The organism is Streptosporangium sp. NPDC000239, from assembly GCF_040300765.1.
Classification (GTDB): Bacteria; Actinomycetota; Actinomycetes; order Streptosporangiales; family Streptosporangiaceae; genus Streptosporangium.
This window is the reverse complement of record NZ_JBEPEI010000001.1, coordinates 1,078,342-1,090,645: the sequence shown is the minus strand read 5'-3', so window position 1 is coordinate 1,090,645 and position 12,304 is coordinate 1,078,342. Positions and strand designations below refer to the sequence as shown.

The following is a 12,304-nucleotide window of genomic DNA, read 5'->3' as shown; positions in this document are numbered from 1 at the left end:
CCCGCGTGGGGGTCGAATCACCAGAGAAAACAGAAAAGGGAAAACTTGATCACGTTGTCCGTCGTCGTCCCGGTCAAGGACGCCGAGCTCTACATCTCCGACGCGTTGACCTCCCTGGTCAGGAACGCGCGCAGGGACTTCGAGTTCATCGTGGTCGACGACGGATCGACGGACGCCACCGGGCAGATCATCGAGGACTTCCGCGACGAGCTGCCCGGCCTGGTCGTAGTGCACAACGACAGGCCGGTCGGGCTCGCCGACGCCCGCAACCTCGGGACCTCGCTGGCCTCCGGGCGCTACCTGACCTTCATGGACGGCGACGACTGGCTGGCGCCCGGCTACCTCGCCGAACTGACCGGGGCGATCGAACGGCTCGGATGTGACTTCGTCCGGGTGGACCACGTCCAGGCCGAGGGGCGCAAACGGGTGATCCACCGGGCGCCGCTCGCCGTACGGGAGACGGTGCTGAAGCCCCGCGACCACATCCTGCCCACCGGGGTGAAGACGATGGTCGACTACCCCTACGCGTGGGCCGGGATCTACCGTCGCGACCTGGGTGAGCTGCTGACCTTCCCCGGGCACCTGCACACCGCCGAGGACCGGCCGTGGATCTGGCGCCTGCACCGGCAGGCGGGCTCGTTCGCGGTGGTCTCGCTCGCGGGCCTGTTCTACCGCAGGATGGTCGCCGGCTCGCTGACCCAGGTGGGCGACGCCAGGCAGCTGCACTTCTTCGACGCCTTCGACCTGGTCCTCTCCGACCTGGAGGAGGAGTTCGCCCCGAAGGCGGTGCGGACCTTCTGCGCCCTCCTCGCCCACCATCTGGAGCTGGCCGACCGCTTCTCCCCCGACCTGCGCGCCCGCTTCGAAAAGCGCGGCGCCGACGCCCTCAGGCGGTTGCCCTCCGACCTGCTCGCCGCGGGCCGGCTGGAGCCGGAGCGCGACCAGATCCTGCAGACACTGCTGGAGACCCGATGACACAGCTGTTCTACGCCTCGACGCTGTTCGGCGCGATGACGCTCGGGGCGGCGATCGACGAGGGGCTCTTCGGCCCGCACCCGGGCCGCAGGATCCTGCTGGTCTCGAACAACGCGGCCATCCCGGAGATCACCCCCTCCCTCGACCAGGCCCCCGGCTTCGCCGCGCTGCGTCCCCGGTTCGACGAGGTGTGGTCGTGGAACGACATCGTGGCGCCGCTGCACCCCTCCGACTGGAAGGCCCGCATCATCGAGGTCCCGATGCTGGGCCGTCTCCTGCGTTCCCACCTCTCCCTTGAGGAGGGGCCCCGGGAACTGATCCTGGAGTCCATCGCGGTGCCGCCCGCCAGGACGATCGCCGGCCTGGTCAAGGACTGCCCGATCACGGTCTACTCCGACGGCCTGATGAGCTACGGCCCGACCCGTGACCCCCTGCCGCAGGAGATCTCGGGGCGGATCACCCGCCTGCTCCACCTGGACCTCGTTCCCGGCCTGTCGCCGCTGCTGCTCTCCGAGTACGGCGTGCCCGCGGTCGCCCTGCCCGACCGGGCCTTCCTCGACGTCCTCGCCCAGGCGGAACGGCTCACGCACGGCACACGGGGCCTTTCCCGCGGTCAGGCGATGATCCTCGGCCAGTACCTGTCGGCGCTCGACATCGTCACCCAGGACGAGGAGGCCGGGCTGCACGCGGACATGCTGCGCGGTCTGGCCGCGAGGGGGTTTCGCTCGGTGCTGTTCAAGCCGCACCCGGCGGGCGGGCGGCGACACGCCCAGCGGCTCCGCGAGACGGCCGCGGAGCTGGGGGTTGAACTGACGGTCGTCGGGGAGAGCGTCCCCGCCGAGTCGTGTTTCGCCACGCTTGAACCCGAGCTGGTCGTCGGCTGCTTCTCCACCGCCCTGGTGACCGCGAGCAGGCAGTTCGGGCTGCCGGTCGCGACGCTCGGAGGCGACCTGGTGCTCGAACGGCTGGCGCCGTACGAGAACAGCAACCGCGTCCCGGTCACGATCACCGACGCCCTGCTCCCCCGCCTGTCCCCCGACGGGTCGCTGGAGGAGCCGCCCCCGGTCGATCTTCCCGCGCTGGTGGGTGCCGTCGGCTACTGCATGCAGAGCACCGTCCACCCCGGACTGCGTGAACGGGCCGTCGCGTATCTGGAGGACAACGGCCCCGCCCGCTACTTCAAGCGTCAGCGCCTGACGGCCCTGGACCTGCTCCCCACCACACCCGCCCCGGAGCCGGGCCCCCTGGGCAAAATCCGCCGCCGCCTCTCCAAGGCCCTCTCCTGACCCGCCGGCACCCCGCTTCTTGCACCCTCACGAGGGGGGCTCCCCGCCCCAAGCGTGAGGGTTTTGGTCTTGTGCCTTACCGGCGCCAAGCGTGAGGAGTTTCGGCTTGGGCGCGTCGGTGCTTGGACTGAGGAACGCAGGAGCGAAGCGACGAAGAGACGAGGGAAAGCACCGACCTGAAGCGCCCAAGCCCGCGACGCCGCCAGGCGGAGCAAAGAGACACGGCTTGGGCGCGTCGGTGCTTGGACTGAGGAGCGAAGGAGCGAAGCGACGGAGTGACGAGGGAAAGCGCCGACTCGGGGCGACCAAGCCTCGCGACGCCGCCAGGCGGCGCAAAGAGACAGGGCTTGGGCGCGTCGGTGCTTGGACTGAGGAACGAAGGAGCGAAGCGACGGAGTGACGAGGGAAAGCACCGACCCGAAGCGCCCAAGCCCGCGACGCCGAAGGCTGCGCAAAGAGACACAACCCGCGACGCCGCCAGGCGGCGCAAAAGTCACAGTTTCAGGTAGCGGCGCATGCGGCGTTTGGCGCGGTAGCCGACTCGGAGGACGTTGGGCGGCACCTCCACGCGCAGGCGAGCGCGCCTGCGGGCTGCGGCGTACTGCGGGCCGTCCAGCAGGGAGGTCGCGGGGACGAGGCGTCCCGAGCGGGACTGGCCGACGAGGGCGACCATCTGCGACACCCAGTCGCTCTCCCCGTTGGGGTGGAAGTAGTTCGCCCTGCACCAGGCCTCGTCCGGGGTGTGGAAACGGCCCTGAGCCAGGTCGTCCATGGTGCCGAGCAGACCGCTTCCCTCGAAGACCAGGTTGATCATCTCGGCGCTGACGCCGAAGTCGGACAGCACCAGCAGCGGCACGTCCTGGGCGATGGCCTCCAGTGCGGCGGTCGAGCTGACGGTGACGAACCCGGCGGCGTGCGCCAGGTGCTCGTGCATGGCTCCGGCGGCGAACCGCACCGCGCCGGGGCGGACCCGCCCCTCGGTCTCCAGGGCCTGCCACAGACGCTGGTAGTTGTGGCGTTCGTTGTGCGTCTGGCGTTCGTTGTCCAGGGCGCGCAGTTTGACGACCACGTCCAGGTCGGGGCGCCGTCCGGCCAGGTCGGCCAGCGCGAGCAGGATCCGTTCCCTGTCCTCCCTGCGCTTGGGCACCTTGGCCTGGGTGGCGAACACGACGCGGTCGCGGGGCCCCGCCGCGGGGACCTGCCCGCTGTCGCGCAGGAACGGCAGCCGGGTGAGGCCGATCTGTCCTCCGCCGCCGAGTTCCTTGCCGATGGTGGAGAACTCCTCGACCTCCCGCCCGCTGTGCAGGACGAACAGGTCGCATCCGCTGCGGAAGATCCATGCCTTCTCGGTCGCCGGGATGGAGATGCCCGGCAGGCCGGAGACGAAGACGGGCCGGGGCGTGAGACCGGAGAGGACCTCGCTGACCAGCACGTCCACCACGGGCCCTGTGCAGGCGACCAGCACCACGTCGGGCCTGAACCGCTCGGCGGCCCTGCGCAGGGCTCTGGCGGACAGCACCGGCGGGTCACCGGCCGCGCCGGCCACGGCCGCGTGGATCTGGGCCGGTGAGGGCGTGATGGGGGTACGGACCACCGTCAGCTCCGCCGTACAGCCCGAGGGCAGGCCCTCAAGCAGGTAGGCGGCCCACTTCAGGTAGGAATCCGAGTCGGCCACGGCCAGGACCTTCAACCTGTGACTCCAGTGTCGTGATGGGCGAACATCGATAGGTGCGTTCTGAGGGAGGGCGCCGCCTGGGCGGTCCACCACTCGTCGGGGACGTCCACGGTCTCCACGACGACGCCGCGGGCCGACAGCAGGACGCGCAGGGAGGTGACCGCGGTCGAGGGCAGGCTCAGGACCCGCTGCTCGGCCTCCAGTCCGCGCAGCGTCATCTCCGCGGGGGCGCCGCCGTCGTAGACGGTGATCCCGGGCTGCCTGCCGACCCTGGCGAGGTCGCCGGGGTCCTCTCTGCGGTGCGGGAAGTAGGCGACGGGCCCGGTCGAGCCGAGTCCGGCCAGCCAGCCGAAGTAGTGGTCGCGGTGGATGAGGCCGTTGCGGACCAGGGAGGTGCCCAGGACGACGGTGCGTTCCCTCGGCCCCGGTCTGCGCATGGGCTGGGACCTGAGCCAGGCGAAGTCGTGGGTGACCAGTTCGGCCCCCCGTGCGCGTACGGCCCGCGCCAGGTCGTCGGGGACGGGCAGCGCCGTGAAGATCGACAGGCGGCCTGCCCGGGCGGCCGCCCGCAGCCGCATGCCCGCGGCCGAGCCGAGCACCTTCCTGAGCGGTCCCGGGGTGGCTCTGGCCCGGAGCAGGGGCGTCCAGAACCGCCCGGTGAGCAGTTCCAGGAGCCTGATCGTGGCGAGCCCGTCGTCGACGATCACCATCCGGCCGGGCAGGGCGGTGAGCCAGGCCGCCTGGACCTTGCCGGAGAAGGCGTCGCCGACCGCCCAGCTCGTCCCCCTGCGGGGCCTGGGCATCTCGGGCGAGGGCTCGTCGAGTTCGAGCCCGGCCGGTGGGCCGAGTTTGGCGATCTCACGGCGGGTGACGGCCAGCGGGCGCAGCCCGGCCCTGGGCACCACTCGTGCGTGGGCGCCGAGCAGCCCCGCGTGGTGGGCCTCCACGGCGCAGAGCATCTGCAGCGGGGACTCCACCCAGGCAACGGCCGAACCCTGCTCCCGCGCGTGGTCTCGACCGTCCTCCACGCCGGGCGATGACCCGTTCACGACCGCCTCACCGTAACCCGGACGTCTTACGGCGCCGGGAACTACGGGTGAACACACGAATATGCCCTCTTGCGGGTCGTACTCGTGACGATCTACCGTAGTGTACGAAACCGTTTCGTACAGCTGGCCCCGGAGACGCCGATCATGTGGACCGCTGATGACATTCCCGACCTGTCCGGCAGTACGGCACTGGTCACGGGTGCCAGCAGCGGGATAGGGCTGGCGACCGCCCTGCACCTCGCCCGGCGAGGCGCCGAGGTGATCATGACCGCGCGCGACCGGGCCAGGGGGCGGGTGGCGCTGGAGAGGGTCAGAGCGGCGGCCCCGGAGGGACGGGTCGAGCTCAGAGGCCTTGACCTGGCCGATCTCGCCTCGGTGCGGGCGTTCACGGACGACCTTGACCGGCCGATCGACCTCCTCGTCAACAACGCGGGCGTCGCCATGATTCCACGGCGGACGACGGCCGACGGCTTCGAGGCCCAGTTCGGCGTCAACCATCTCGGGCACTTCGCCCTGACCGGGTCGCTACTGCCCCGGCTACTGGCCGGACAGGGGGCCAGGGTCGTCACGGTCTCCAGTGGCGCGCACGCGATGGGGCGGATCGACTTCGACGACCTGGGGCTGGAGAACGGCTACCGCCGCTTCGGCGCCTACTGCAGGTCCAAGCTGGCCAACCTGCTGTTCGCCCTCGAACTACAGCGCCTGGCCGGAGGCAAACTGCTCAGCCTGGCCGTCCATCCCGGGCCGACGGCCACCTCGATCATGCGGCCGGGCGTGTTCACCCGGCCGGTCACCGCCTTCATGCGGCTGGCGCTCAAGGCTCCGGAGAAAGGGGCCCTCCCCTCCCTGTACGCCGCGACCCACCCCGGCGTGACCGGCGGCACGTACGTCGGCCCGGGCCCCAGGGCGCTGACGCCTTCGCCCAGGGCTCTCGACGAAGACCTGGCGCGGCGGCTGTGGATCGTCTCCGAGGAGCTCACGGGCGTACGGTTCGCCGCGCTCACGTCACGCCCCTGACCGGCCCTGGGGCCGGGGGCGACCCCGCCGGGACGGGTAAAGAGACCCCCTCTTGACCCGGTGGAGGAGGGGTCGGCCAAAAGATCTACGTTCACCTGGCACGCGAAGTCCTTGCCCTTGCCCTTTACCGTGCCCGTCGTGTCGCGATCCCCTCTCCCACCGGGGATCGCGTCACCGAAAGGGAGATCGTCCCGGGTGGACGAGGCCCCAGTCTTCCCCCTCGAACGGGGCCCATTCCCAAGCCAAGGCAATGTGTCGGACTTGTAATCGTCTGTCCGGTTCACGTACGTTCAACGAATTCGCGGCGAACGCCCAGACCTTCGCAGGTCAGCGCATTGCCACGACATTGCCCGACCGTGCTCCACCAGGTGGACATCCGCCTGATGGACACGGCCGCCGAATCCGCGAGTCTCGCGGAACCGGGGACCCAGGTCCTTTGGGGTGAATCAGCGCATACGCGCTGTAGGACACTTTCCAGTCCGAACCCGTCAGCTAACCCGGTAGGCGGCATGGAAGCGACGCAAGGAGCAGTACCCCATGGCCAAGCACCGCCTTACCTCCACCCCCAAGACGCACTACCTGGCCCGTGTCATCCTCGGCACCGCCATCGCCCTCAGCGGCGGAGTCGTCGCCGGTGGACCCGCCCTGGCGGACACCCCCGAGCAGACGTCCGCCACCGTCCGGAACGCGAGCGCGGACACCGCCAAGACCAGCCTCCAGACCACGGCCGAGCGCCTGCCCAAGGTGACCGCCCAGCAGGTTCTGAACATCGCCTCCCAGCAGATCGGCGTCAGTGAGAACGCCCAGGGCGGCGGCACCAAGTTCCACTCCTGGTACATGTCCAGTGAGCGCGCCAAGGAGACCACCGCCCGTGACGGCGGCCGCATCCAGGACTACGCCAACGCCCCCTGGTGCGCGATGTTCGTCTCCTGGGTCGGCGAGCAGGCCGGCATCCGCCCCACCATGGGCTGGGACGCCTACACCGTCACCCACGCCAAGTGGTTCAGGGAAAACGGCCACTGGGGCACCACTCCCAAGCCCGGCGCCGTCGTCTACTTCGACTGGAAGGGCGGCAAGGACCTCGACGGGATCGACCACGTCGGCTTCGTGAAGCAGGACAACGGCAACGGCACGATCACCACGATCGAGGGCAACACCGGCAACGGCAAGGTCGAGCAGCGCATCCGTCCGACCTCCCAGGTCGTCGGCTACGGCTACCCGGTCTACAGCGGCTGACCCCATCCCCTCCCTCCGTACGGCCCCCGCCGTACGAGACCCCCATCCGCGGCGGACTCCCCGCCCGCCGCGGCGGTGATCCCCCGAATCCGGAAAGGGCCGTGGCTCCCCGAGCCACGGCCCTTTCGGCGTCCCGTCCCTCCGTCGATATGGGAGCGCTCCCAAAAAGAAGCACATCCATTTTGCGGTCGTTTGAGCCCATAAGTCGCAATGGAAACGGAGGAGGGTAACGGTTGCGTCTCGTCGTATTGACGTCGGCCCACCCGTCGGCCACGCTTCGTGGGAGCGCTCCCAACACGTTGAGGAACCGCCTCGTCGCAGAGCCGCGTCTGTCGGGGACCGGCCCGTGACGACACCTCCCACCGATTCGGGCGAACGACCTGAGAGGGGTCCGGAATGTTGAACCACAGGCGGCGCGGCAGGCTCGCCGCGGTCACGACGGTCACGGCCGCGGCGCTGGCCTTGACCTCGTGCGGTTCCGGCGGGACGGACGGGCCCGCGTCCACGGCGGCCGAACCGGTCGTCGTCACCGTGCACACCTTCGGCGGCGGCGAGAACTTCGGCTACGACAAGGCCGCCCAGGCCTGGAACGCCGCCCACCCCGGCATCCAGATCAGATACCAGAACCTGACCGACCGCTTCGAGGACGTCTACCTGCCCCAGTTGCTCCAGCGGTTGCAGGCGGGCAGCGGCGCGGCCGACGTGGTCGCCCTGGACGAGGGCGCGATGGGCCTGATGAAGGCCCGCCCGCAGTTCTTCACCGACCTCGGGCAGTACGGCCTCGGAGACCGCAAGGCCGACTTCCCCCCTGCCAAGTGGGACAACGGCGTCAACGCCGAGGGCAAGCTGTTCGCTCTCGGCACCGACATCGGCGGCATGACCATGTGTTACCGCACCGACCTGTTCGAGAAGGCGGGCCTGCCCACGGACCGCGAGGAGGTCGGCAGGCTCTGGCCCGACTGGAAGTCCTTCATGGACGTCGGCAGGAGGTTCCAGGCCGCCAATCCCGGAAAGGACGCGCCGCGCTTCCTGGACGGCCCGAACACCCTCTACAACGTGATCCTCGCCCAGGAGGCGCAGAGGAACGGCGACATCACCTACATCGACACGTCCAACAAGCTCGTCATCGACACCAACCCCGCCGTGAAGACCGCCTTCGACACGGTCAGGAGCTTCAGCGAGGCCGGGCTCACCGCCAAGCTGGCTTCCTTCACCCCGCCCTGGAACGCCGCCATCAAGAAGGGCGGCTTCGCCACGATGGGCTGCCCCGCCTGGATGCTCGGCGTGGTCTCCGGCGCCGCGGGCGAGCCGGGCAAGGGGAAGTGGGACGTCGCGACGGTGCCGGGAGGCGCGGGCAACTGGGGCGGCTCCTACCTGGCCGTGCCCAGGCAGAGCAAGCACCCGAAGGAGGCCGCCGAGGTGGTGAACTACCTCACCGGCAAGGACGGCCAGATCATGGCCTTCCAGGAGGCCGCCGCCTTCCCCAGTTCCCTGCCCGCCCAGCGGGACCCGGCGGTCGGCGACCTGAGGAACCCGTTCTTCAACGACGCGCCGACCGGCCGGATCTTCGGCGCGTCGGTCGAGAACCTGCAGCCGGTCTTCCTGGGTGAGAAGCACGCCCAGGTGAAGACCGCGGTCGAGAAGATCCTTGAGGGCATGGACCAGGGCTCGGTCCCCTACGACCAGGCCTGGCAGAGGTTCCTCGACGCCGGGGTCAAGGCGGCCGGCTGATCCGCTTCCCCCACCGGTCCCGTCGCCCCGGGACCGGTGGGGCCCACAGAGAAACCAGCCAGGAAAGCCCCCCGAAAGGCCGATCGATGACCCCGCACGCCGCAGCCCCGGCCCAGGCCGGGCCCGGTGAGCGCCCGCCCGCCGTACGGAGACGGGACGGCGCGCTGTTCGCCAGGTTCGACCTGTTGGTCACCCCCTATCTCTTTGTCTCGCCGTACTTCGTGTTGTTCGTCCTCTTCGGGGTCTTCCCGCTCGGCTACACCCTGTGGGTCTCGCTGCACGACTGGGAGCTCGCCGGGGACAGGATCTTCGTGGGGGCGGGCAACTACCTGTCCCTGGTCGCCGACGAGGCCTTCTGGAACGCGGTGGTCAACACGCTCGGGATGTTCGTCATCTCGACGGTCCCGCAGCTCGTGCTGGCGCTGCTGCTGGCCAACGCCCTCAACAAGCGCATCCGGGGCAGGCTCGCCCTCCGCATGGGCGTACTGCTGCCGCTGGTGACCTCCGTCGTCGCGGTCGCCGTCGTCTTCACCCAGCTCTACGGGCGCGACTACGGCATGGTCAACTGGTTCCTCGGCCTCTTCGGAGTCGACGCGGTCAGCTGGCAGAACGAGAAGTGGTCCGCGTGGATCGCGATCTCCACGATGGTCGACTGGCGCTGGACCGGTTACAACGCGATCATCCTGCTGGCCGCCATGCAGACCATCCCCGGAGACCTGTACGAGGCGGCCTCCCTCGACGGCGCGAGCGCCAGACGGCAGTTCTGGCGGATCACCGTCCCGATGCTGCGCCCGACGATCGTCTTCACCGTGTTCGTCTCGACCATCGGCGGCCTGACGCTGTTCACCGAGCCCGTCATGTTCGACGGCAACCCGACGATGAGCGGCGGGGCGACCGGCCAGTACCAGACGGTGGCGATGTTCGTCGTCAAGGAGGCCTTCCGTGACTTCGACCTCGGGTACGCCTCCGCCGCCGCCTGGCTGCTGTTCGTGCTGATCCTGCTCGGCACGCTCGTCAACCACCTGCTCACCCGCCGCATCGGAGGCGCCGGATGAGCCGCCCAGGGGACGCTGGACCGCTGACGAGGGCCACGCTCGCCCTCGCCGTCGTGATCTCCGCCTTTCCCGTCTACTACATGTTCGTCATGGCCACCCGGACCAACGAGGAGGCGATCGACGTTCCCCCGCCGCTGCTGCCCGGCGGCCACCTGGGGGAGAACGTCGCCCGGCTGCTCGCGGTCGAGGACGCCCACTTCCTCACCGGCCTGGTCAACTCGGCCGTCGTCTCGGTCACCGTGACCGTCTCGGTCGTGTTCATCTCCACGCTGGCCGGGTTCGCCTTCGCCAAGCTGCGTTTCCGGGGCGGGCGGGCGCTGCTCGGGCTGATCCTGGTGACGATGATGGTCCCGCTCCAGCAGATGGGCGTGGTCCCGCTGTACGAGCTCATGGTGACCCTCGGCTGGACCGGCCGGCTCAAGGCGGTGATCCTGCCCTTCCTCGTCAACGGGTTCGGGGTCTTCATGATGACCCAGTACGCCTCCCAGGCGGTGCCGGACGAACTGGTCGAGGCCGCCCGCGTCGACGGCGCCTCGACGGCGGGCGTCTACGCCCGGGTGATCCTGCCCGCGCTCAGGCCGGGCATGGCCGTACTGGCGCTGCTTGTCTTCATGCAGACCTGGAACGAGTTCATGTGGCCGTTGATCGTGCTGGACCCGGACAACCCCGTGGTGCAGACCTCGATCGCCGCGCTCAACCAGGCCCACGGCACCGACTACGTCATGTTGTTCACCGGCACGGCGGTCTCGGTCCTGCCTCTTTTCATTGTTTTCGTCGTGTTCGGCCGTCAGATCGTCGGCGGTCTCATGGAAGGTGCGGTCAAGGCATGACGACGCAGCAGACACAGGATCAGCAACTGAGGTTCCCGGAGGGCTTCGCCTGGGGGGCGGCGACCTCCGCCTACCAGATCGAGGGCGCGGTCTCCGAGGACGGGCGCGGCAGGTCCATCTGGGACACCTTCGCCCGCCTGCCGGGGCGGGTGGTGAACGGTGAGAACGCCGACGTCGCCGTCGACCACTACCACCGCTACCGCGACGACGTCCGGCTGATGGCCCGGCTCGGCCTGGGCGCCTACCGCTTCTCCGTCTCCTGGCCGCGCGTTCAGCCGGACGGCGCGGGGGCGGTCAACCAGCGGGGGCTCGACTTCTACCGCAGGCTGGTCGACGAACTGCTCGGCCAGGGGATCGACCCGTGGGTGACGCTCTACCACTGGGACCTGCCCCAGGCCCTTGAGGACGCGGGAGGCTGGCCCGCGCGGGACACCGCCCTGCGGTTCGCCGACTACGCGGCGGCCGTACACGACGCGCTCGGCGACCGGGTGCGCAACTGGAGCACGGTCAACGAGCCGTGGTGCGCGGCCTTCCTCGGCTACGCCTCCGGGGAGCACGCCCCAGGGCGGCGGGAACCCGCGCGGGCGGTCCTGGCCGCCCACCACCTGCTGCTCGGCCACGGGCTGGCCATGGCGGCCATGCGCGCCCAGCGGGCCGGCAGCCGGATCGGCGGCTGCGTGAACCTCTACGCCGTCTCGCCGCTGACACGCTCGGCCGCCGACCTGGACGCCGCCCGCCGCATCGACGGCCTGCAGAACCGTCTCTTCCTGGACGCGCTGCTCAGGGGGGAGTATCCGGCGGACGTCCTGGCGGACCTCGGGGAGGCCGCCGAGGGGCTCGCTGAGGGACTCGCCGAGACGGGGGACATGGGGGTCATCTCCGCCCCGATGGACATGCTGCTGATCAACTACTACAGCCGGTTCACCGTCTCCGGGGCCCCGGGGGGCGCGGTCTCGGCCGCGGCGGCGCCGACGGACACCGGCTCTCCCTGGGTGGGCAGCGAGCACGTCTCGTTCGCCGGGAGCGGGCGTCCGGTGACCGGCATGGGCTGGGAGATCGACCACGACGGGCTACGGGAGGTCCTGCTGCGGGTCGCCGGGGACTACCCCCGGATCCCCCTGGTGGTCTCCGAGAACGGCGCGGCCTTCGACGACGTCGCCGACGCCGGCGGCTTCGTGCGGGACCCGGAGCGCAGGGACTACATCGAGGCCCATCTGCGCGCCTGCCACTCCGCGATCGGGCAGGGGGCGCCGCTCGTCGGCTACTTCGCCTGGTCGCTGCTGGACAACTTCGAGTGGGCCTGGGGGTACGGCAAGCGCTTCGGGCTGGTGCGCGTCGACTACCCGACGCAGCGCAGAGTTCCCAAGGAGAGCGCCCTTTGGTATGCCGAGACAATCAGGCGTGGAGGCCTGACCGGTCCTGCACAATGAAGTCCGGAGAATCTTTCATG

General features: G+C 70.0%; 10 protein-coding genes and 1 riboswitch. Of the genes, 8 read left to right on the top strand and 2 right to left on the bottom strand.

Annotation, left to right across the window (positions count from 1 at the left end):
* Window positions 1–45 precede the first annotated feature (45 nt).
* Window positions 46–975 carry a glycosyltransferase family 2 protein gene (locus ABT340_RS05015; RefSeq protein ID WP_352009335.1) on the top strand — a complete coding sequence of 310 codons (930 nt, stop codon included), beginning with the start codon at window positions 46–48 and terminating at the stop codon, window positions 973–975.
* Entirely contained in the window at window positions 972–2,261 is a 1,290-nt protein-coding gene (locus ABT340_RS05010; RefSeq protein ID WP_352009334.1) for a polysialyltransferase family glycosyltransferase, read from the top strand. Before ABT340_RS05015 ends, ABT340_RS05010 begins: the two co-directional genes overlap by 4 nt.
* 493 nt (window positions 2,262–2,754) lie before the next feature.
* Here the strand turns inward: ABT340_RS05010 and ABT340_RS05005 are convergent, their stop codons facing one another.
* Entirely contained in the window at window positions 2,755–3,936 is a 1,182-nt protein-coding gene (locus ABT340_RS05005; RefSeq protein ID WP_352009333.1) for a DUF6716 putative glycosyltransferase, read from the bottom strand.
* A gap of 11 nt (window positions 3,937–3,947) precedes the next feature.
* Complete coding sequence (locus ABT340_RS05000) at window positions 3,948–4,985, bottom strand: hypothetical protein (protein WP_352009332.1); 1,038 nt, start codon at window positions 4,983–4,985, stop codon at window positions 3,948–3,950.
* Window positions 4,986–5,129: 144 nt separating this feature from the next.
* Between ABT340_RS05000 and ABT340_RS04995 the strand changes: the two genes are divergently transcribed.
* The 6 genes from ABT340_RS04995 (at window position 5,130) to ABT340_RS04970 (ending at window position 12,284) form a co-directional block, all read left to right on the top strand.
* Complete coding sequence (locus ABT340_RS04995) at window positions 5,130–6,002, top strand: oxidoreductase (protein WP_352009331.1); 873 nt, start codon at window positions 5,130–5,132, stop codon at window positions 6,000–6,002.
* Window positions 6,003–6,386: 384 nt separating this feature from the next.
* Window positions 6,387–6,524: riboswitch (cyclic di-AMP (ydaO/yuaA leader) on the top strand.
* 15 nt (window positions 6,525–6,539) lie between these two features.
* The gene (locus ABT340_RS04990) at window positions 6,540–7,238 is read left to right on the top strand and encodes a CHAP domain-containing protein (protein ID WP_352009330.1); all 699 of its coding nucleotides are present in this window, start codon (window positions 6,540–6,542) and stop codon (window positions 7,236–7,238) included.
* 396 nt (window positions 7,239–7,634) lie between these two features.
* On the top strand, window positions 7,635–8,969 hold the full coding sequence (locus ABT340_RS04985; RefSeq protein ID WP_352009329.1) for an ABC transporter substrate-binding protein: 1,335 nt from the start codon (window positions 7,635–7,637) through the stop codon (window positions 8,967–8,969).
* 86 nt (window positions 8,970–9,055) lie between these two features.
* Window positions 9,056–10,024, top strand: coding sequence for a carbohydrate ABC transporter permease (locus tag ABT340_RS04980; RefSeq protein ID WP_352009328.1), 969 nt, complete (start codon window positions 9,056–9,058; stop codon window positions 10,022–10,024).
* The gene (locus ABT340_RS04975) at window positions 10,021–10,854 is read left to right on the top strand and encodes a carbohydrate ABC transporter permease (RefSeq protein ID WP_352009327.1); all 834 of its coding nucleotides are present in this window, start codon (window positions 10,021–10,023) and stop codon (window positions 10,852–10,854) included. The genes ABT340_RS04980 and ABT340_RS04975 overlap by 4 nt, the downstream gene beginning before the upstream one ends.
* Complete coding sequence (locus ABT340_RS04970) at window positions 10,851–12,284, top strand: GH1 family beta-glucosidase (protein WP_352009326.1); 1,434 nt, start codon at window positions 10,851–10,853, stop codon at window positions 12,282–12,284. Before ABT340_RS04975 ends, ABT340_RS04970 begins: the two co-directional genes overlap by 4 nt.
* The last annotated feature ends 20 nt before the right edge of the window (window positions 12,285–12,304 follow it).

Excerpts from the sequence above, each read along its gene's own strand:
- ABT340_RS04990 (WP_352009330.1), top strand. The coding sequence starts at position 6,540 with ATGGCCAAGCACCGCCTTACCTCCACCCCCAAGACGCACTACCTGGCC.
- ABT340_RS04970 (WP_352009326.1), top strand. The coding sequence starts at position 10,851 with ATGACGACGCAGCAGACACAGGATCAGCAACTGAGGTTCCCGGAGGGC.
- ABT340_RS04995 (WP_352009331.1), top strand. The coding sequence starts at position 5,130 with ATGTGGACCGCTGATGACATTCCCGACCTGTCCGGCAGTACGGCACTG.
- ABT340_RS04980 (WP_352009328.1), top strand. The coding sequence starts at position 9,056 with ATGACCCCGCACGCCGCAGCCCCGGCCCAGGCCGGGCCCGGTGAGCGC.
- ABT340_RS04975 (WP_352009327.1), top strand. The coding sequence starts at position 10,021 with ATGAGCCGCCCAGGGGACGCTGGACCGCTGACGAGGGCCACGCTCGCC.
- ABT340_RS04985 (WP_352009329.1), top strand. The coding sequence starts at position 7,635 with ATGTTGAACCACAGGCGGCGCGGCAGGCTCGCCGCGGTCACGACGGTC.
- ABT340_RS05010 (WP_352009334.1), top strand. The coding sequence starts at position 972 with ATGACACAGCTGTTCTACGCCTCGACGCTGTTCGGCGCGATGACGCTC.